The following is a 19,693-nucleotide window of genomic DNA, read 5'->3' on the forward strand; positions in this document are numbered from 1 at the left end:
ATAAACTGATGCCTGATCGTCATCACATTTATAAGGGTGCGCAATGGCCGTTAAAATCACTAGAAAAGCATGGAGTGCAATCGCCATCTCTCTGTTAATGGCAGGACACGCTCAGGCAACCGAGCTGTTGAACAGCTCTTACGACGTTTCCCGCGAGCTTTTTGCCGCCCTTAACCCGCCTTTTGCGCAGCAGTGGGAAAAAGAGAATAACGGCGACAAGCTGACCATAAAGCAGTCGCACGCAGGCTCGTCCAAGCAGGCGCTGGCCATTCTGCAGGGCTTAAAAGCAGACGTTGTAACTTATAACCAGGTGACCGACGTTCAGATCCTGCATGATAAAGGCAAGCTCATCCCGGCCGACTGGCAAAGCCGTTTGCCGAATAACAGCTCGCCGTTCTATTCCACCATGGCTTTCCTGGTGCGTAAGGGCAACCCGAAAAATATTCACGACTGGAGCGACCTGGTGCGCCCGGACGTAAAGCTTATTTTCCCGAACCCGAAAACCTCCGGTAATGCCCGTTACACCTATTTAGCCGCCTGGGGCGCGGCGGACAACGCCGACGGCGGTGATAAAGCCAAAACCGAACAGTTCATGACGCAGTTTTTGAAAAACGTTGAGGTGTTCGATACCGGCGGTCGCGGTGCGACCACCACCTTTGTTGAACGTGGCCTGGGCGACGTACTGATTAGCTTTGAGTCGGAAGTGAACAACATCCGCAATCAGTACGAAAAAGAGGGTTACGAGGTCGTCGTGCCGAAGGTCAATATCCTGGCGGAGTTCCCGGTGGCGTGGATTGATAAAAACGTCAAAGCCAACGGCACCGAGAAGGCGGCGAAGGCTTATCTGAACTATCTCTATAGCCCGACGGCGCAGCAGATCATCACCAACTATTACTACCGCGTGAACAACCCGGCAGTAATGGACAAGCTGAAGGATAAATTTCCGCAGACCGACCTTTTCCGCGTGGAGGATAAATTCGGCGGCTGGCCGGAAGCGATGAAAACCCACTTCAACAGCGGCGGCGAATTTGACCGGTTGGTCGCGGCGGGGCGTAAGTAATGTTTGCAGTCTCTAAGCGTGTGTTGCCGGGCTTTACCTTGAGCCTTGGCACCAGCCTGTTGTTTGTTTGTCTGATTCTTCTGTTGCCGCTTAGCGCGCTGGTGATGCAGCTTGCCCAGATGAGCTGGGAGCAGTACTGGGAAGTGATTACCAACCCGCAGGTAGTGGCGGCGTATAAAGTGACGCTGCTCTCCGCGGCGGTGGCCTCGGTATTTAATGGCGTATTCGGGTTATTGATGGCGTGGATCTTAACCCGCTATCAGTTTCCTGGCCGTACGCTGCTGGATGCGCTGATGGACTTGCCTTTCGCCCTGCCGACGGCGGTGGCGGGCCTGACCCTCGCTTCGCTTTTCTCCGTGAACGGGCTTTACGGCGAATGGCTGGCGCAGTTCGACATTAAAGTGACCTATACCTGGCTTGGCATCGCCGTGGCGATGGCGTTCACCAGCATTCCCTTTGTCGTGCGCACCGTGCAGCCTGTACTGGAAGAGTTAGGCCCGGAATACGAAGAAGCCGCGCAGACGCTCGGCGCCACCCGCTGGCAGAGCTTTCGTAAAGTGGTGCTGCCGGAACTTTCTCCGGCGCTGATGGCGGGCGTGGCGCTCTCGTTTACCCGCAGCCTTGGCGAATTCGGCGCGGTGATTTTTATCGCCGGCAACATCGCCTGGAAGACCGAGGTCACCTCGCTGATGATTTTCGTACGGTTGCAGGAGTTTGATTACCCGGCGGCCAGCGCTATCGCTTCAGTGATCCTCGCCGCTTCGCTGTTGCTGCTGTTTGGCATTAACACTCTGCAAAGCCGCTTTGGCCGGCGCGTGGTAGGTCACTAATGGCTGAAGTTACTGAAGTGAAAAATTACGATCGCCCCGGCGTGAACTGGGGCAAATGGTTGCTTATCGGCACAGGCGTGCTGGTTTCCTGCCTGATCCTGCTGGTGCCGATGATTTCTATCTTCGCGCAGGCCTTTTCGAAGGGGCTGATGCCGGTGCTGGAAAATATCGCCGACCCGGACATGCTGCACGCCATCTGGCTGACCGTGCTGATCGCGCTTATCACGGTGCCGGTGAACCTGGTGTTCGGTACTTTGCTCGCCTGGCTGGTGACGCGCTTTGACTTTCGCGGCCGTCAATTATTGCTGACGCTGCTTGATATTCCGTTTGCCGTCTCGCCGGTGGTGGCGGGCCTGGTGTATCTGCTCTTTTACGGCTCTAACGGCCCGCTCGGCGGCTGGCTGGATGAACATGATATGCAGATTATGTTCGCCTGGCCGGGCATGGTGCTGGTGACTATCTTCGTCACCTGTCCGTTTGTGGTGCGCGAGCTGGTGCCGGTCATGCTGAGCCAGGGCAGCCAGGAAGATGAAGCGGCTATTTTGCTTGGCGCTTCCGGCTGGCAGATGTTTCGCCGCGTAACGCTGCCGAATATCCGTTGGGCGTTGCTGTATGGCGTGGTGCTGACTAACGCGCGCGCTATCGGCGAGTTTGGCGCGGTGTCGGTGGTATCCGGCTCGATTCGCGGCGAAACGCTTTCGCTGCCTTTACAGATTGAATTACTGCAGCAGGATTACAACGCGGTGGGTTCGTTTACCGCCGCCGCCCTGCTGACGTTAATGGCTATTTTGACCCTGTTTTTGAAGAGTGCGTTGCAGTGGCGCCTGAATAATCAGGAAAAACGCGGGCAACAGGAGGGAAATCATGAGCATTGAGATTGCCAATATTAAGAAGTCTTTTGGTCGCACCCAGGTGCTGAATGATATCTCACTGGATATCCCTTCCGGCCAGATGGTAGCGCTGCTGGGGCCTTCCGGCTCCGGTAAAACGACGCTGCTGCGTATTATCGCGGGGCTTGAGCATCAGACCAGCGGGCGCATTCGCTTTCACGGCACCGACGTGAGCCGCCTGCATGCCCGCGACCGTAAGGTGGGATTTGTGTTTCAGCACTATGCGCTGTTTCGCCATATGTCGGTGTTCGACAATATCGCGTTCGGCCTGACCGTGTTGCCAAGGCGCGAGCGCCCGAACGCGGCGGCTATCAAACAAAAAGTGACGCAGTTGCTTGAGATGGTGCAGCTTTCTCATCTGGCGGACCGCTATCCGGCGCAGCTTTCCGGCGGCCAGAAACAGCGCGTGGCGTTGGCTCGCGCGCTGGCGGTGGAGCCGCAAATCCTGCTGCTCGACGAGCCTTTCGGCGCACTGGACGCCCAGGTGCGTAAAGAGCTGCGCCGCTGGCTGCGCGAGCTGCACGAAGAGTTAAAATTCACCAGCGTTTTCGTTACCCACGATCAGGAAGAGGCGATGGAAGTGGCCGACCGCGTGGTGGTGATGAGCCAGGGCCATATCGAACAGGCTGATGCGCCGGAGCAGGTGTGGCGTGAACCCGCCACGCGCTTCGTGCTGGAGTTCCTTGGCGAAGTTAACCGGCTGAAGGGCACCGTGCGCGGCAGCCAGTTCCACGTCGGCGCACACCGCTGGCCGCTTGGTTTTTCTCCTGCGCACCAGGGGCCGGTTGACCTGTTCCTGCGCCCGTGGGAAGTGGACGTAAGCCGCCGCACCAGCCTTGATTCGCCGCTCCCGGTGCAGGTGCTGGAAGTGAGTCCGAAGGGACACTATATGCAACTGGTCGTGCAGCCGCTCGGCTGGTATGACGAACCGCTAACGGTCGTGCTGCGCGAAGACTATGTGCCGCACCGCGGCGAGCGTCTCTATGTGGGCCTGCAGCACGCCCGTCTTTACAACGGCGATGAGCGGATCCAGAGTGTTGCTCTGGCTGAGACGGCCTGATAGGTTAACGTCCTACACGACGAGCAAGCGGCCCCGTGGCCGCTTTTTTTATGCTTTGGACAGACTGACGTGAACACATTAGAACAGACTATCGGCAATACGCCTCTGGTGCGGCTGCAGCGGACCGGGCTGACCAACGGCGCCGAAATTTGGGTCAAGCTCGAAGGCAACAACCCGGCGGGTTCGGTGAAAGACCGTGCGGCGCTCTCGATGATTACCGAGGCGGAAAAGCGTGGCGAGATTAAGCCCGGCGACGTGCTGATTGAGGCGACCAGCGGCAATACCGGCATCGCGCTGGCGATGATAGCGGCCCTGAAAGGCTACCGTATGAAGCTGCTTATGCCGGACAACATGAGCATGGAGCGCAAGGCGGCGATGCAGGCTTACGGCGCGGAGCTGATTCTGGTAAGCCGCGAGCAGGGGATGGAAGGCGCGCGCGATCTGGCGAAAGAGATGGGCGAACGCGGTGAAGGTAAGGTGCTGGACCAGTTTAATAACCCTGATAACCCTTACGCGCATTACACCACCACGGGGCCTGAAATCTGGCGGCAAACCGAAGGGCGCATTACGCACTTTGTTTCCAGCATGGGGACAACGGGCACCATTACGGGCGTGAGCCGCTTTCTGCGCGAACAGGCGAAAAAGGTGACGATTGTCGGCCTGCAGCCGGAAGAAGGCAGCAGCATTCCGGGAATTCGCCGCTGGCCCCAGCAATATCTGCCGGGCATTTTCAACGCGTCGCTGGTGGATGAGGTGCTGGATATCAGCCAGCTTGATGCGGAGAACACCACCCGCGAGCTGGCGCGTAAAGAAGGACTTTTCTGCGGTGTGAGTTCCGGCGGGGCGGTAGCGGGCGCGTTGCGCGTTGCGCAGGCAAACCCCGGCGCGGTAGTCGTGGCGATTATCTGCGATCGCGGCGACCGCTACCTTTCGACCGGCGTATTCGGGGAAGAAAGCTACAGCCAGGGCGCAGGCATTTAACCGTGGCGGCGGACGCAAACGTCCGCCGGTTTAGATTTCACGTGGAATTGTCGCCGCCGCGTCCTCAAGCAGCCTGTCCAGGCTCTGCTGCGAAAGGTAACGTTTTACGGGCCTACTTACCCGGTGCAACGCTTTACCCGGCAGGGCAGGCATCGCATAAATGCTGACTACCCCGGGAAGATGCTCGTAAATAAGCAATCCATCCACCTGATAGCCATCTTTATCTTCAAACGCCGCGAGTTGTTGCTGCATCCGGTTACGGGCATTTTCATCGCCTCTGACGGCAAGGCGCAGCGCGTCTGCTGACAGACCCGGCGGCAGACGATAAAGATAGAGCACCTCAACCTGAGCGCTTTCCTCGCATAAAAAACAGGTTTCTCTTTCCGCTACTGATGGCGCTTTACGCAGCGCGGCGGTAAGGGCCTGGCCGTCGTTGAGCGGTGGGGCGGAAATGTCGATAAACGCCAGCACGTAAGGGCCGGGAGAACCCGCATAAAGCCATGGGGCGGGCAGCAGGGCAATGAAGCACAGCCAGAGGGAACGCCAGCGGCGCATAGTTCAAAGTCCGATAAGGGGCCGAAGGATAAAAAAATGGCGCCTTGCGGCGCCATTTTCGAATACGAGTCAGTCTTACTTCTTGATACGGATAACCGGCGTTTCGCCCACGGTTACGCTACCAGAGAGTTTGATCAACTCTTTGATTTCATCCATATTGGAGATAACGACCGGCGTCAGCGTAGATTTCGCTTTTTCTTCCAGCAGCGGCAGGTCGAACTCGATAACCGGGTCGCCTTTCTTCACACGCTGGCCTTCTTCAGCGAGACGCTTAAAGCCTTCGCCTTTCAGTTCGACGGTGTCGATACCGAAGTGAACGAACAGCTCAATGCCGCTATCGGATTCGATAGAGAACGCATGGTTGGTTTCAAAGATTTTGCCAATGGTGCCATCTACCGGCGCAACCATTTTGTTGCCGGTCGGTTTGATAGCGATGCCATCACCAACAATCTTCTCTGCGAACACTACATCCGGCACGTCTTCAATGTTAACGATTTCACCGGACAGTGGAGCAACGATCTCAATGGTTCCGGTGTCGCTATTGCCTTTATCACCGAACAGCTTACTAAATAACCCCATTAGCCTTCTCTCCTAAGCAGTAATTTGGGCCGCATCTCGTGGATTAGCAGATTGTTTTTTCTTCAATGAACTTGTTAACCAGCGTCATTAACTCGTCCGTTGTCGGTTGAGCAAGAGCCTGCTCTGCTAAAACCTTCGCATCTTCGAAGTTCGTGTTACGAATAATCTTCTTAATGCGCGGGATAGAAATGGCACTCATACTGAATTCATCCAGACCCATCCCCAGCAAAAGAAGTGTAGCACGTTCATCGCCAGCAAGCTCACCACACATGCCCGTCCACTTGCCTTCAGCATGAGATGCATCAATTACTTGCTTAATCAGGTTCAGCACAGACGGCGACATCGGCTGGTAGAGGTGGGAAATCATATCATTACCACGGTCAACTGCCAGGGTGTACTGCGTCAAATCGTTAGTGCCGATACTGAAGAAATCGACCTCTTTCGCCAGGTGACGAGCGATGGTCGCCGCCGCCGGGGTTTCTACCATCACGCCAATTTCGATCGTTTCGTCAAACGCTTTGCCTTCATCGCGCAGCTCTTGTTTAAACGCTTCGATCTCTTTTTTCAGCGCGCGCACTTCTTCCACTGAGATGATCATCGGGAACATGATGCGCAATTTGCCGAAAGCGGAGGCGCGCAGAATGGCGCGCAGCTGGTCACGCAGGATCTCTTTACGATCCATAGCGATACGAATCGCGCGCCAGCCGAGGAACGGGTTCTCTTCTTTCGGGAAGTTCATGTACGGCAGCTCTTTGTCGCCGCCGATATCCATGGTGCGAACGATAACCGCCTGAGAACCGCAGGCTTCCGCCACGGCTTTATAAGCCTGGAACTGCTCTTCTTCAGTCGGCAGCGAGTCACGGTCCATGAACAAAAATTCGGTACGATAGAGGCCTACGCCTTCCGCGCCGTTACGCTCGGCGCCCGCGACGTCGCGCACGGTACCGATGTTGGCGCAAACCTCAACCTGATGGCCGTCAAGCGTGATAGCCGGCAGATCTTTGAGTTTGGCGAGCTCTGCTTTCTCTTCAGCCACCTGGGCTTGAGTGTTGCGCAGCGCTTCGATCTCTTCGTTGGTCGGGTTAACGTAAACTTTGTTGTTAACCGCATCGAGGATCAGGTAATCGTCGTTTTTTACCAGAGAGGTAACGTTGCCAGTGCCCACAATCGCCGGCAGCTCAAGAGAGCGCGCCATGATAGAGGTGTGGGAAGTGCGGCCGCCCAGGTCGGTGATGAAACCGAGCACCTTTTTCAGGTTCAGCTGTGCGGTTTCCGACGGGGTCAGGTCAGCGGCAACCAGAATAACTTCATCCTGAATCGCGCTTAAATCGATGATGGCGAGGCCAAGGATATTGCGCAGCAGACGCTTGCCGATGTCGCGCACGTCAGCCGCACGCTCTTTCAGGTACTCGTCGTCAAGCTCTTCCAGCGCGGTAGCCTGACCTTCGATAACCTCGTGCGCCGCGGCGTCTGCGGTAACGAGCTTATCCTTAATCAGGGCTATGATTTCCTGCTCCAGCTCTTCATCTTCCAGCAACATGATGTGGCCTTCGAAGATAGCTTCCTTTTCTTCACCGAAAGTCTCACCGGCTTTCACCTTGATCGCTTCCAGCTGAGAAGAAGCCTTAGCGCGCCCGCTCAGGAAACGCTCAACTTCCTGATCAACCTTGTCGGCAGAAATTTTTTTCCGGTCGATGACAATTTCATCTTCCTTCAGCAGCAGTGCTTTGCCAAAGGCGATACCCGGAGATGCTAAAATGCCTGAAATCATAACCCTACCTTACTTGTGACTGATTTTGAAAAGAACCCGGAATTTACTCGAGTTCAGCCATCAGTTTTACCAGATGTTCAACTGCCTTCTGCTCATCTTCGCCTTCCGCAGAAATGGTCACAACAGTGCCCTGAGTCAGACCCAGAGTTTGCAGCTTGAACAGGCTTTTCGCGCTGGCGCTTTTGCCGTTGGAAGTCACAGTGATCTCAGAGGTGAAGCCTTTCGCTTCTTTTACAAACTGAGCAGCAGGGCGGGTATGCAGACCGTTCGGAGCGGTAATGGTAACTTCTTGCTGGAACATTGTATTTCCCCAACTTATAGGTTTAGTGTTGTGGAACTAAAGTCTAGCCTGGCGGCCAGACTTTAGCCTGTATTGTTAGCGCCGACGTAAACGGAACGCAGCACAGGATGCCAGAACGACGAAAATCGCACGGCATCGATTCCATGCGGCACGCGTTTCGCTCGTCATTAATCATTATGCCGCGAATAAAGCGGCTTAACCAAATCATTAAATCGATTCAGCAAACACGAATGGTGCCAATGATTAATTTCACGCATCGAAATAATTTGCTGGTTAAATACCAGACCCTACAGACTGAAGCAATGCCAGGGGAGGTAAAACTTTGACGTACGCCACAAAAAAGCACCCTTGAGGGTGCTTTTTTAGCCAGATTTAACAATCTGGTATCACTGTTGCAGTTCTTTCTCGGTAAAGAGATCGGCAAACAGCGCAGTACTAAGGTAGCGTTCGCCGGAAGAGGGGAGAATGACCACGATATTCTTATTGCTGAAGGCTTCATCTTCCTGCAGTTGGAGGGCTGCCGCGACGGCCGCACCTGAAGAGATACCGGCCAGAATGCCTTCTTCTTCCATCAGACGGCGGGCGGTGGAAATCGCTTCTTCGTTGGTGATGCCAATGACTTTATCAATCAGCTTGAGGTCCAGGTTGCCAGGAATAAAACCTGCGCCGATGCCCTGAATTTTATGCGGACCTGGTTTCAGCTCCTGGCCTGCCAGCGCCTGGGCGATAACCGGAGAATCGGTCGGCTCAACCGCTACGGTGATAAGGTCGGTTTTGCCTTTGGTGTTTTTGATATAACGCGTCACGCCAGTCAGCGTACCGCCGGTACCGACGCCTGCGATAAACACGTCAACCTGACCGTCAGTATCTTCCCAGATCTCAGGCCCTGTGGTTTTTTCATGAATTTCGGGGTTAGCCGGGTTGCTGAACTGTTGAAGCAGCAGATATTTTGACGGATCGCTCGCCACAATCTCTTCAGCTTTCTGGATTGCGCCTTTCATGCCTTTCGCGCCTTCAGTCAGCACAAGGTTAGCGCCCAGCGCTTTAAGCAGCTTACGGCGTTCAATGCTCATGGTTTCTGGCATGGTCAGCGTGAGCTTGTAACCGCGGGCGGCGGCGACATAAGCCAGCGCGATGCCGGTGTTGCCGCTGGTCGGTTCAACCAGTTCCACGCCCGGCTTCAGTACGCCACGTTTTTCGGCATCCCAAATCATATTGGCACCGATACGGCATTTGACGCTGAAGCTCGGGTTACGGGACTCGACCTTCGCGAGGATGCGTCCATTACCGATACGGTTCAGTCGAACCAGAGGCGTATGACCAATAGTCAACGAGTTATCTTCAAAAATCTTACTCATGGCCTGTCCTTAACTGTATGAAATTTGGGAACCGCTCCAGCATACCCGCTCAGGTCTTATGCGGAAGTAAGGAATTCGCATATCTATATACTGTCGCGAAATAATGCTTATCAGTATGGAATAAGAGGCGGCATATGCCACCTCTGCTGGGTTACTTCCAGAGCGCATGCTGGGTGCGGTAGCAATCCACCCACATGGCCGTTGCGCCGCATACGGCAACAGGCATGATGAACAGGTTAAGTACTGGTATGAGGGTAAAGAGGTTAACCAGCGCGCCAAACTGCATATTGGTTATTTTTTGTCGGCGCAGCGCCTGGCGCATCTCTTTAAACGGCACTTTATGATTGTCGAACGGATAATCGCAGTACTGAATAGCGAGCATCCATGCGCTAAATAAAAACCACAGCACCGGCGCTACGGTCTGGCCGATGCCGGGAATAAAATAGAGTATCAGCAGCACTACAGCGCGCGGCAGATACCAGACGAACTTTTGCCATTCCCGCTTCATGATGCGCGGCACATCTTTCATTATGCCGACGATACCGGTATCTGGCGGGGTAGCGCCTGTCAGGCGGGCTTCAAGTTGTTCAGCCAGCAATCCGTTAAACGGGGCGGCTATCCAGTTCGCGAGCGTCGAGAAGAGATAGCCGAAAACGAGCAAAATGGACAACACGGCGATGGGCCAGAGCAGGTAGCTTAGCCATTGCAGCCAGTCAGGAACGGAGGCCATTAACTGCGGTATCCAGCGATCGAGCTGTGTAAAAAGCCACCAGAACGCGCCGCCCATGAGCAGGATATTCACCAGAAGCGGTAAAAGGACGAAGCGTTTTAATCCCGGCTGGCTTAACAATTTCCAGCCTTGTGAAAAGTAATAAAGGCCGCTGCGCGGGGCTGTACCTGTATATGAAACCATATCTCTTACTGTGCTCCTGAATATCGGCCCGAAAAGGGGCAGGATTATCTTAACCGAGCCGGTTAAATGCGCCAGTTCGGAAATGGTCGAAAAAACAGCAAAAAGCAGTTTTTCTTACATCTTTATGCTGAGAAAACCGAGTGCGCACTTGCACTTGAGCAGATGGGCAAATACTCTTAGTGAGTAAATGTTTGCCGTGGTGGCAAGGTGTTAGAACAACAGAGAATATAATGATGCAGGATTTGCGTCTGATATTAATCATTGTTGGCGCGATAGCCATAATAGCCTTACTGGTTCATGGACTCTGGACCAGCCGTAAGGAGCGTTCTTCCGTGTTCCGCGATCGTCCGCTTAAGCGAATGAAATCGAAGCGTGACGAAGAGGATTTTGATGAAGACGCCGAGGACGATGAAGCGGAAGGTGTTGGTGAAGTGCGTGTACGCCGCGTAAATACGCCTCAGGACAACGCGAACTGGGAACAGGAAACGCCGCGTCAGCCACAGCACAACTACCAGCCGCCTTATGAGTCGGCCCAACCGCGCCAGCCAGCTCAACAAGCGCCTGAACAGTCGCCTGTCGCTGCCCCGCGCCCGCAAGCGCCCGTGCAACAGCCTGCACCGCAGCAATCCGTAGCGCAGCCGCAACCGCGCGCGCCGGTTCAACAACCTGTTCAGCAGCCCGTGCAACCCGTCGCGCCGCAATACGCTCCGCCCCCTGTGCAGCAGCCAGCGCCGCAACCTGCGATGCAACAACCTGCGCCGCAGCCTGTTGCTGCGCCTGCTCAGCCTGAGCCTGTCGAGACGCCAAGGCCGCAGCTTAAAGAAACGGTTATTGTCATGAACGTAGCGGCGCATGCTGGTACGCAAATCAACGGCGATGTCCTGCTCAACAGTATCCAGCAGGCAGGCTTCAAATTCGGCGATATGAATATCTTCCATCGCCACCTGAGCCCTGACGGCAGCGGCCCGGTCCTGTTCAGCCTTGCCAATATGGTTAAGCCTGGCTCTTTTGATCCTGAAATCATGACCGACTTCTCCACGCCTGGCATTACCATCTTTATGCAGGTGCCCGGTTTTGGCGATGAGTTGCAGAATTTCAAACTGATGCTGCAGTCGGCTCAGCATATTGCTGATGAAGTGGGCGGCGTGGTCTTAGATGACCAGCGTCGTATGATGACACCGCAGAAGCTGCGTGAATATCAGGATCGCATTCGCGAGGTCAAAGAGGCTAACGCCTGATATCATCCTGGCCCCCGAACTTTATAACAGCCCCCGCATGTCGGGGGTTTTTTATCATTGATGGTGCGATATGGACTCAATCGAAGAAAAACTGACTCAACTGCGAACCACGCTTCGCCATCATGAATTTCTCTATCACGTCATGGACGCGCCCGAAATCCCGGATGCGGAGTATGACCGCCTGATGCGCGAACTGCGCGCCATGGAAGAGGCGCACCCGGAACTGATTACCCCCGATTCGCCCACCCAGCGCGTGGGCGCTATGCCGCTTACGGAATTCAGCCAGGTGCGTCATGAAGTGCCGATGCTGTCGCTGGATAACGTTTTCGATGAAGCCAGCTTTTTGGCCTTCAATAAGCGCGTGCAGGACCGACTGAAAAGCGCCGACGCGCTGGTTTATTGCTGCGAGCTGAAGCTTGACGGGCTCGCGGTCAGCCTGCTGTATGAAAACGGCCTGCTGGTGCGCGCCGCCACGCGTGGCGATGGCACGACAGGGGAGGATATTACCCTGAATGTGCGCACCATCCGCGCTATCCCGCTTAAACTGCACGGCAAAGATATTCCCTCGCGCCTGGAAGTGCGGGGCGAAGTTTTTCTGCCTCAGGCGGGCTTTGAAAAAATCAACGAAGAAGCGCGCCGCAATGGCGGCAAAGTGTTCGCCAACCCGCGTAACGCCGCTGCGGGCTCCCTGCGTCAGCTCGACCCGCGTATTACCGCAAAGCGTCCACTGACCTTCTTCTGCTATGGCGTAGGTCTGCTGGAAGGCGGCGAGCTGCCGCGCAGCCATATGGCGCGCCTGCAGCAATTTAAAAAATGGGGGCTGCCGGTCAGCGACCGCATTCGCCTGTGCGAGACGCCGGAAGCGGTGCTGGAGTTTTACCGCAAAGTAGAGGCGGACCGCCCTGGACTTGGTTTCGATATCGACGGCGTAGTCATCAAAGTTGATTCGCTGGAGCTGCAGGAACAGCTGGGCTTTGTCGCTCGTGCGCCGCGCTGGGCTGTGGCCTTTAAATTCCCGGCGCAAGAACAGATGACTACCGTGCGCGATGTGGAATTTCAGGTTGGGCGCACCGGGGCTATCACCCCGGTGGCGCGTCTTGAGCCGGTGCAGGTCGCGGGCGTGCTGGTAAGCAACGCCACCCTGCATAATGCCGATGAAATTGAACGTCTCGGCCTGCGTATTGGCGACAGAGTGGTGATTCGCCGTGCGGGCGACGTTATTCCGCAGGTCGTCAACGTTGTGCTTTCCGAACGCCCGGAAGAGACGCGCCCGGTCGAATTTCCCGCGCATTGTCCGGTTTGCGGTTCTGATGTCGAGCGCGTTGAAGGCGAAGCGGTGGCGCGCTGTACCGGCGGACTGATTTGCGGCGCTCAGCGTAAAGAATCGCTCAAGCATTTTGTCTCCCGCCGTGCGATGGATGTCGATGGCATGGGAGATAAGATAATCGATCAACTGGTGGAAAAAGAGTACGTGCACACGCCAGCGGATCTGTTTGGCCTTGGCAAAGAGACGCTTGAGCGTCTTGAGCGGATGGGACCCAAATCGGCGCAAAATCTGGTGGACGCGCTGGAGAAAGCGAAGCAAACCACGTTCGCCCGCTTTTTGTACGCCCTCGGCATCCGTGAGGTTGGCGAAGCGACGGCGGCCGGGCTTGCCGCTTACTTCGGTACGCTCGACGCGCTGATGGCCGCCTCGATTGAAGAGCTGCAAAAAGTGCCGGACGTCGGCGTTGTGGTCGCCACGCACGTCTTCAACTTCTTTGAAGAAGAGAGCAACCGTGAGGTTATCCGGGAGCTGGTTGAGCAGGTAGGCATCAGCTGGCCTGCGCCGCTTGTCGTTAAAGCGGAAGAGATAGACAGCCCGTTTGCCGGGAAAACCGTCGTATTGACCGGCTCTTTAAGCCAGATGTCGCGTGATGACGCTAAAGCTCGTCTTGAGGCGCTTGGCGCTAAGGTGAGCGGCAGCGTTTCAAAGAAAACCGATATGGTCATCGCTGGCGAAGCGGCGGGTTCTAAGCTTGCCAAAGCGCAGGAGCTGGGCATAGAAGTTATTGATGAAGCGGAAATGCTGCGTCTGCTTGGAGAGTGAAATGGAAAAGGCCCAGCTCATTGAGATAGCGAATACCGTGATGCCGTTTGGCAAATATAAAGGGCGGATGCTTATTGATTTGCCGGAAGAGTATCTGCTCTGGTTTGCCCGCAAGGATGAATTTCCGGCGGGCCGTCTCGGCGAGCTGATGGCCTTTACGCTACTGATTAAAAGCGAGGGGCTGACACACCTGGTGCAGCCCCTGAAGCGTCACTAAGCCTGGACGGCGCGGGCATCCGCCTGCGCTTTCGCGGTCTGGCGCTGATAACGACGCGCCAGCGCCGCACAGACCATCAGCTGGATCTGATGAAAAATCATCAGCGGCAGCACCATCACCCCAACCGCGGCGGCAGGAAAAAGAATATTCGCCATTGGAATGCCGTTAGCGAGGCTCTTTTTCGAACCGCAGAATACGATAGTGATTTCATCCGCCTTATTAAAGCCGAGACGGCGGGCGACTACCGTGTTAACAATGATAACTATCGCCAGCAGCACCAGGCTTACCGCCACGATAAACAGCAGCGATCCCGCGCCCACCTGATGCCATATGCCGTTAACCACCGCCTCGCTGAAGGCGCCATAAACCACCAGCAGAATGGAAGCCTGATCGGTCTTGCCTATCCATTTTTTATGCTTTGCTACCCAGTCGGCAATCCAGCGGCGGGAAAGATGGCCCAGTACGAACGGCAACAGCAGTTGCAACATAATGGTGCCGACTTGCTCAAGGCTGCCACTGGCGCCGTTAAGGTGCATCAACAGACCAACCAGTAAAGGGGAAAGGAATATTCCCAGCAGGCTTGATGCAGAAGCGGAGCAGACCGCCGCCGCCACGTTGCCGCCAGCAAGCGAAGTAAAAGCAATAGCGGATTGCACGGTGGCGGGCAGAATGCACAGATAGAGGAAGCCGGAATAGAGCTCGGGGCTTACCGGCACCGGCGCCCACCAGGCAAACAGCACGCCCAGCGCGGGAAAGAGGATAAATGTGCTACACATCACCCACAGGTGCAGGCGCCAGTGACTGCCGCCTGCGATGATGGCTTCTCGTGAGAGCTTCGCGCCATGCATAAAAAAGAGCAGGGCGATGGCCGCATTGGTCAGCCAGTCGAACCAGGTGACCCATTCTCCACGAACCGGGAAGAAAGAAGCCAGCAGAACCACTGCGATAAGCGTAAGGGTGAAAGGATCGAGGATGCGAAAAAGTTTCATAACCGTTCCTGCCATAAGAAAGCTCCATTGTGCTCAAGGCGGTTTAAGAAATAAAATTGATTTATTGCATCCATTGATGAATAAAAAAGATGAATTATACCTTACGCCAGCTTCGTATTTTTGTCGCCGTCGCGCAGGCGGGCAGCTTTAGCCGTGCCGGCAGCCAGATAGGGCTGAGCCAGTCCGCTGTTAGTCATAGCATTAAGGAACTGGAGATGCAGACTGGCGTGCGGCTGCTTGACCGTACCACGCGTGAAGTCGTACTGACTGAGGCTGGTCAACAGCTGGCGGTGCGTTTGCAAAGGCTCCTTGATGAGTTAAGCAGCACACTGCGTGATGTCGGCAGGCTGGGGCAGCAGCTCTCGGGTACGGTGCGGGTAGCGGCCAGCCAGACTATCTCCGCTCACCTTATTCCTCAGTGCATCGCCGAAGGAAATCAACGCTATCCGGATATCGACTTTGTCCTTCACGATCGCCCGCAGCAGTGGGTGCTGGAAAGTATTAGGCAGGGCGATGTGGATTTTGGCATCGTGATCGATCCGGGACCGGTAAACGATCTGACGTGTGAAGTCGTGCTCGCGGAGCCGTTTCTTCTGCTTTGCCAGGAAAATGCTCCTCTGGCTTCCCTGCCGCATGTCACATGGCAGGATTTGCAAGGGGCTAAGTTGGTGCTACAAGATTATGCTTCCGGCAGCCGTCCGCTGATCGATGCTGCGCTTGCCGCCCAACAGGTGCAGGCGATGATTGTGCAGGAGATAGGACACCCGGCAACGCTGTTTCCGATGGTAGAAGCGGGAATCGGCATCAGCGTGTTGCCTGCACTGGCGCTGCCGTTGCCGCAAGGAAGTCGTCTTATGGTACGACGTTTAACGCCTGTCATTGAGCGTAAACTGATGCTGGTGCGCCGTAAAAACCGCTCACTATCGGGCGCTGCCCAGGCTATTTGGGACGTGGTGCGTGAACAGGCCCGGCAGTTAACCGAGGCCCGACGTGGCGACCCGCTGTTTGAGGAAGAATAAACTTAAACGTAGATATCAATCTGGTGATCGCCAGAGGCAGCCTTAATTTCATTGGCCATATCTGCTTTCTGCTGTGCGGCCTGCGCTTTTTGTTGTTGCTGTTGTTGCAGTTGCTGGAGTTGTGCTTCCAGCATCTCTATTTGCTGCTGAACAAGCTCTTGCTGACGCTTCTTTTGTTCAGCGCTGCCGCTGCCGCTGGTTATTTCTTTAAGCTGTTGCGTCAGTTTTATAATTTTTTGCGTAATTTGCTCGATTTGGGACGATACGTTGCTGCTATTGCCTGCAGAAGGTGAAGAGCTGGTGGCGCTGATGGTAATAGACATTCGTTTCTCCAGACGGAAATGGTACGAATGTTATCGGCAGAGAAAATAATATCTTGAGCAAAGCAGTTTTTGATGAATGAATGGGCTTTGTTAGCATGACGCTAAAAAGCAAAAAGGCGCCTTTAGGGCGCCTTTTTACATTGGTGGGTCGTGCAGGATTCGAACCTGCGACCAATTGATTAAAAGTCAACTGCTCTACCAACTGAGCTAACGACCCGAAGTGGTGGGTGATGACGGGATCGAACCGCCGACCCCCTCCTTGTAAGGGAGGTGCTCTCCCAGCTGAGCTAATCACCCACTTCGGTACTTCATATATAAGAAATTTCGCTGGCGAGAAAGTGGTGGGTGATGACGGGATCGAACCGCCGACCCCCTCCTTGTAAGGGAGGTGCTCTCCCAGCTGAGCTAATCACCCACTTCTCAATTTCTTATCTACACTGCGGAAGCCACTTGTTTAGAGTGGTGGGTGATGACGGGATCGAACCGCCGACCCCCTCCTTGTAAGGGAGGTGCTCTCCCAGCTGAGCTAATCACCCCCGCTGTGTGGAGTCGCATTATAGGGAGAGTTGAAAATGAGTCAACGCCTTTTCCAAAGTTTTTGTTTGTTCGTCGTAAAATTAGCCAGGGTGATGGTTTGTTAAGCTTTTTCGCCTGAATTCGCGCCAAAATCATGCTTTGTACCGCTGAGCTCAGGCGGCAACATTGAGGATTCAATTCAGGGTGGTAGAATATTGCGCACTGAAATTCCCTGGCATTTGCCGCTTTTCGGCACTGTTCAACACTAAGGCCACTTAATGAAAATCAAAACCCGCTTTGCGCCGAGCCCGACTGGCTATCTTCACGTCGGCGGCGCTCGTACTGCTCTCTATTCCTGGCTTTTTGCGCGTAATCAAGGCGGCCAGTTTGTGCTGCGTATTGAAGATACCGATCTTGAGCGTTCCACACCGGAAGCAATCGAAGCCATTATGGATGGTATGAACTGGCTGAGCCTGGAATGGGATGAGGGTCCGTACTTCCAGACTAAACGTTTTGACCGCTACAACGCGGTTATCGATGAGATGCTGGAAGCGGGTACTGCTTATAAATGCTATTGCTCGAAAGAGCGTCTGGAAGCCCTTCGCGAAGAGCAAATGGCGAAAGGCGAAAAGCCGCGTTATGACGGCCGTTGCCGCCATAATCATGAGCATCATGCTGACGATGAGCCTTGCGTCGTGCGTTTTGCTAACCCGCAGGAAGGCTCCGTCGTATTTGATGACCAGATCCGCGGACCTATCGAGTTCAGCAACCTTGAGCTGGACGATCTAATTATTCGTCGTACAGATGGTTCGCCAACCTATAACTTCTGCGTCGTGGTTGATGACTGGGATATGGAAATCACGCATGTTATCCGTGGTGAAGACCATATCAACAATACGCCGCGTCAGATTAACATCCTGAAGGCGCTGGGTGCGCCAGTGCCGCTCTACGCACACGTCTCTATGATCAACGGCGACGATGGCAAAAAGCTTTCTAAACGTCATGGCGCGGTGAGCGTGATGCAGTATCGCGACGACGGTTATCTGCCGGAAGCGCTATTGAACTATTTAGTGCGCCTGGGCTGGTCTCACGGCGACCAGGAAATTTTCAGCCGCGAAGAGATGATTCAACTCTTTACCCTGGGGGCGGTCAGCAAATCCGCCAGCGCGTTCAACACCGACAAACTGCTGTGGCTGAACCACCATTATATCAACACTATGCCAGCGGAATATGTGGCAACGCATCTGCAGTGGCATATTGAGCAGGAAGGGATTGATACCCGTAATGGTCCGCAATTGGCGGAGCTGGTGAAACTGCTGGGCGAACGTTGCAAAACGCTTAAAGAGATTGCCCAGACCTGCCGCTACTTCTATGAAGAGTTCGCTGAGTTTGATGCTGACGCCGCGAAGAAACACTTGCGTCCGGTTGCTCGTCAGCCGTTGGAAGTGGTTCGCGATAAGCTGGCTGCTATTAACGAATGGACGGCGGAAAATGTTCATCAAGCCATTCAGGCTACGGCCGATGAGCTGGACGTCGGCATGGGCAAAGTTGGCATGCCGCTGCGTGTCGCGGTGACCGGGGCAGGTCAGTCCCCTGCGCTGGATGTTACGGTACATGCTATTGGCAAATCCCGCAGCGTAGAGCGCATTAATAAAGCGCTGGCTTTTATTGCAGAGCGTGAAAGTCAGCAATAATAAGCGGCAGGAAATTGTCAGTTATAAAAAGCCGGTCTTGTACCGGCTTTTTACTCTTCTTCTATCCCGAGCCGTGAAAGCAAACCGCTGACGCCTTCATTTTCCAGTAATTCGCTAAGCCTGTGCTGCTCACTTGCCGTCATCATGCTGAGCGCTTCCTGTAACTGGAGGGCTAAATCGCTGGTAGAGGTGCTGTAATCGGCGGGCGTTTCCTGCGCGTAAGTAATTTCACCAGCAAAGTAACGCAGCTGCTTTGTGCTGAGAAGATACTCGCGTACCGCGGCATTAACGAAAATCTCAAGCTGACGCTTGCTGCCTTTCAGCTTTCTTCTTTTCCAGTTTTGCGCTCGCGCCCAGCGACTAATCGTCTGCGGCGTAGTGGCCGCCAGTGCTGCCAGCTCCGCAGAGGTCATCCTTGTTTTAAACTTAATCATTCTTTATTCCGCGCTTCGGATACCCAGACGCAGCAACAGCCCGGAAATGCCTTCTCGCAGCAATAGCGAAGTCATTTGCTTTTGTTCCGACGCTGTCATCTCTTTAAGGGAATTTCGCAATAAGATCTCAAGGGGCGTGTCAGGAACGGCCGCGATGTAAACGCCGGTGTTATCTGCCGCCCGCTGCGTGCTGCGGATGAAATTTCTGACCTGTTCATCAACGTGGATCAGCCTGGCTTTACCACCCTGTACGCCGGGTTTAGGCGAGGTTTCCCATCCTTCTTTACGAACCCACTTATTAATTGTTTGACGGCTATAACCCGTCATCATCGCCAGTTCTTCAGGCGTCATTCGTTCCTTGAGCATGAATAGTCCTGCTGACAGTGTGTTTATTAGGGCTTCATCTTAACGCGTAATTTTACTGGAAACTGTGATGTGAATAACTAGCGGATTCGGGAAAGCCGCTTCTTTTCAGATAAGTTGCTGGCTTTTTCAGCGTTTGAAAAGGGATGATAAATTTGCCGTTGACAGTATGGAAGGGAATTCTTATTATGCCGCCCGTCAACACGACAGAGTGTTTACGTTGGGGCTATAGCTCAGCTGGGAGAGCGCTTGCATGGCATGCAAGAGGTCAGCGGTTCGATCCCGCTTAGCTCCACCAAATCTTATCCCACAAGATTTGGTTACGTAACACGACATTCCGTGGGGCTATAGCTCAGCTGGGAGAGCGCTTGCATGGCATGCAAGAGGTCAGCGGTTCGATCCCGCTTAGCTCCACCAAAATTCAAACCCTCGCCAAACGGCGGGGGTTTTTCATTTGTGCTATTCCCTGCCACAGAACGTTTCTTAAACGGTAGCTAAATAACGCTTTAAGTA

Annotated in this window: 20 protein-coding genes and 6 tRNA genes; 12 read left to right on the forward strand and 14 right to left on the reverse strand. The window is 54.6% G+C overall.

Translation table 11 applies throughout. From position 1 onward, the window contains the following. Window positions 1-43: 43 nt before the first annotated feature. The 5 genes from IEX01_RS16460 to cysM all read left to right on the forward strand — a co-directional run bounded on the left by IEX01_RS16460 (window position 44) and on the right by cysM (window position 4,821). On the forward strand, window positions 44-1,060 hold the full coding sequence (locus IEX01_RS16460) for a sulfate ABC transporter substrate-binding protein (protein ID WP_024559077.1): 1,017 nt from the start codon (window positions 44-46) through the stop codon (window positions 1,058-1,060). Next, a complete protein-coding gene (cysT, locus tag IEX01_RS16465; protein WP_024559076.1) occupies window positions 1,060-1,890 on the forward strand; it encodes a sulfate/thiosulfate ABC transporter permease CysT in 831 nt (276 codons plus the stop codon). Before IEX01_RS16460 ends, cysT begins: the two co-directional genes overlap by 1 nt. Next, window positions 1,890-2,765, forward strand: coding sequence for a sulfate/thiosulfate ABC transporter permease CysW (gene cysW, locus IEX01_RS16470; protein WP_024559075.1), 876 nt, complete (start codon window positions 1,890-1,892; stop codon window positions 2,763-2,765). Before cysT ends, cysW begins: the two co-directional genes overlap by 1 nt. Further along, window positions 2,755-3,840, forward strand: a complete 1,086-nt coding sequence (gene cysA, locus IEX01_RS16475; RefSeq protein WP_024559074.1) for a sulfate/thiosulfate ABC transporter ATP-binding protein CysA — start codon at window positions 2,755-2,757, stop codon at window positions 3,838-3,840. The genes cysW and cysA overlap by 11 nt, the downstream gene beginning before the upstream one ends. 69 nt (window positions 3,841-3,909) lie before the next feature. Next, a complete protein-coding gene (gene cysM / locus IEX01_RS16480; RefSeq protein WP_024559073.1) occupies window positions 3,910-4,821 on the forward strand; it encodes a cysteine synthase CysM in 912 nt (303 codons plus the stop codon). A gap of 30 nt (window positions 4,822-4,851) precedes the next feature. Here the strand turns inward: cysM and IEX01_RS16485 are convergent, their stop codons facing one another. The 6 genes from IEX01_RS16485 to cysZ form a co-directional block, all read right to left on the reverse strand. Further along, window positions 4,852-5,376 carry a hypothetical protein gene (locus tag IEX01_RS16485; RefSeq protein WP_048888542.1) on the reverse strand — a complete coding sequence of 175 codons (525 nt, stop codon included), beginning with the start codon at window positions 5,374-5,376 and terminating at the stop codon, window positions 4,852-4,854. 75 nt (window positions 5,377-5,451) lie between these two features. After that, window positions 5,452-5,955 carry a PTS glucose transporter subunit IIA gene (crr, locus tag IEX01_RS16490; RefSeq protein ID WP_024555239.1) on the reverse strand — a complete coding sequence of 168 codons (504 nt, stop codon included), beginning with the start codon at window positions 5,953-5,955 and terminating at the stop codon, window positions 5,452-5,454. A gap of 43 nt (window positions 5,956-5,998) precedes the next feature. Next, entirely contained in the window at window positions 5,999-7,726 is a 1,728-nt protein-coding gene (ptsI, locus tag IEX01_RS16495; protein ID WP_024559071.1) for a phosphoenolpyruvate-protein phosphotransferase PtsI, read from the reverse strand. 43 nt (window positions 7,727-7,769) lie between these two features. Further along, on the reverse strand, window positions 7,770-8,027 hold the full coding sequence (gene ptsH / locus IEX01_RS16500; protein WP_000487600.1) for a phosphocarrier protein Hpr: 258 nt from the start codon (window positions 8,025-8,027) through the stop codon (window positions 7,770-7,772). A 386-nt stretch (window positions 8,028-8,413) separates the two neighbouring features. Then, on the reverse strand, window positions 8,414-9,385 hold the full coding sequence (cysK, locus tag IEX01_RS16505; protein WP_188724190.1) for a cysteine synthase A: 972 nt from the start codon (window positions 9,383-9,385) through the stop codon (window positions 8,414-8,416). Window positions 9,386-9,536: 151 nt separating this feature from the next. Beyond that, window positions 9,537-10,298 (reverse strand): sulfate transporter CysZ, encoded by a 762-nt coding sequence (gene cysZ, locus IEX01_RS16510; RefSeq protein WP_024559069.1) that lies wholly within the window; start codon window positions 10,296-10,298, stop codon window positions 9,537-9,539. A gap of 230 nt (window positions 10,299-10,528) precedes the next feature. On the opposite strand from cysZ, the gene zipA reads away from it, so the two are divergent. The 3 genes from zipA (at window position 10,529) to IEX01_RS16525 (ending at window position 13,842) form a co-directional block, all read left to right on the forward strand. Beyond that, window positions 10,529-11,536, forward strand: a complete 1,008-nt coding sequence (gene zipA, locus IEX01_RS16515; protein ID WP_048888541.1) for a cell division protein ZipA — start codon at window positions 10,529-10,531, stop codon at window positions 11,534-11,536. Between the two features lie 70 nt (window positions 11,537-11,606). Beyond that, window positions 11,607-13,625: an NAD-dependent DNA ligase LigA gene (ligA, locus tag IEX01_RS16520; protein ID WP_188724191.1), complete on the forward strand. Its 2,019-nt coding sequence runs from the start codon at window positions 11,607-11,609 to the stop codon at window positions 13,623-13,625. Between the two features lies 1 nt (window position 13,626). Then, on the forward strand, window positions 13,627-13,842 hold the full coding sequence (locus IEX01_RS16525; protein WP_024559111.1) for a DUF3820 family protein: 216 nt from the start codon (window positions 13,627-13,629) through the stop codon (window positions 13,840-13,842). On the opposite strand, the gene IEX01_RS16530 is transcribed toward IEX01_RS16525, so the two are convergent. Beyond that, complete coding sequence (locus IEX01_RS16530; protein ID WP_188724192.1) at window positions 13,839-14,831, reverse strand: bile acid:sodium symporter family protein; 993 nt, start codon at window positions 14,829-14,831, stop codon at window positions 13,839-13,841. The two genes, IEX01_RS16525 and IEX01_RS16530, sit on opposite strands and share 4 nt — an antisense overlap. An 89-nt stretch (window positions 14,832-14,920) precedes the next feature. Here IEX01_RS16530 and IEX01_RS16535 point away from each other — a divergent pair, with 89 nt between their 5' ends. Next, window positions 14,921-15,850, forward strand: coding sequence for a LysR family transcriptional regulator (locus IEX01_RS16535; protein WP_188724193.1), 930 nt, complete (start codon window positions 14,921-14,923; stop codon window positions 15,848-15,850). A gap of 2 nt (window positions 15,851-15,852) precedes the next feature. Here IEX01_RS16535 and IEX01_RS16540 read toward each other — a convergent pair whose 3' ends face one another. The 5 genes from IEX01_RS16540 to IEX01_RS16560 all read right to left on the reverse strand — a co-directional run bounded on the left by IEX01_RS16540 (window position 15,853) and on the right by IEX01_RS16560 (window position 16,709). After that, window positions 15,853-16,173, reverse strand: coding sequence for a FlxA-like family protein (locus IEX01_RS16540; RefSeq protein ID WP_024559108.1), 321 nt, complete (start codon window positions 16,171-16,173; stop codon window positions 15,853-15,855). Window positions 16,174-16,314: 141 nt separating this feature from the next. After that, a tRNA-Lys gene (locus tag IEX01_RS16545) sits at window positions 16,315-16,390 on the reverse strand. 4 nt (window positions 16,391-16,394) lie between these two features. After that, window positions 16,395-16,470 (reverse strand) — tRNA-Val (locus IEX01_RS16550). Between the two features lie 42 nt (window positions 16,471-16,512). Continuing rightward, window positions 16,513-16,588, reverse strand: a tRNA-Val gene (locus IEX01_RS16555). A gap of 45 nt (window positions 16,589-16,633) precedes the next feature. Continuing rightward, window positions 16,634-16,709, reverse strand: a tRNA-Val gene (locus tag IEX01_RS16560). 258 nt (window positions 16,710-16,967) lie between these two features. On the opposite strand from IEX01_RS16560, the gene gltX reads away from it, so the two are divergent. After that, entirely contained in the window at window positions 16,968-18,383 is a 1,416-nt protein-coding gene (gene gltX / locus IEX01_RS16565) for a glutamate--tRNA ligase (protein WP_188724194.1), read from the forward strand. Between the two features lie 50 nt (window positions 18,384-18,433). On the opposite strand, the gene IEX01_RS16570 is transcribed toward gltX, so the two are convergent. Together IEX01_RS16570 and IEX01_RS16575 are read right to left on the reverse strand one after the other, a co-directional pair. After that, window positions 18,434-18,817, reverse strand: a complete 384-nt coding sequence (locus IEX01_RS16570; RefSeq protein WP_024559106.1) for a YfeC-like transcriptional regulator — start codon at window positions 18,815-18,817, stop codon at window positions 18,434-18,436. A gap of 3 nt (window positions 18,818-18,820) precedes the next feature. Then, window positions 18,821-19,183, reverse strand: a complete 363-nt coding sequence (locus IEX01_RS16575) for a YfeC-like transcriptional regulator (protein WP_024559105.1) — start codon at window positions 19,181-19,183, stop codon at window positions 18,821-18,823. Between the two features lie 219 nt (window positions 19,184-19,402). Here IEX01_RS16575 and IEX01_RS16580 point away from each other — a divergent pair. Both IEX01_RS16580 and IEX01_RS16585 read left to right on the forward strand, forming a co-directional pair. Beyond that, window positions 19,403-19,478: transfer RNA gene (locus tag IEX01_RS16580), tRNA-Ala, on the forward strand. 43 nt (window positions 19,479-19,521) lie between these two features. Next, a tRNA-Ala gene (locus tag IEX01_RS16585) sits at window positions 19,522-19,597 on the forward strand. The last annotated feature ends 96 nt before the right edge of the window (window positions 19,598-19,693 follow it).

The organism is Franconibacter daqui, from assembly GCF_014644275.1.
Classification (GTDB): Bacteria; Pseudomonadota; Gammaproteobacteria; order Enterobacterales; family Enterobacteriaceae; genus Franconibacter; species Franconibacter pulveris.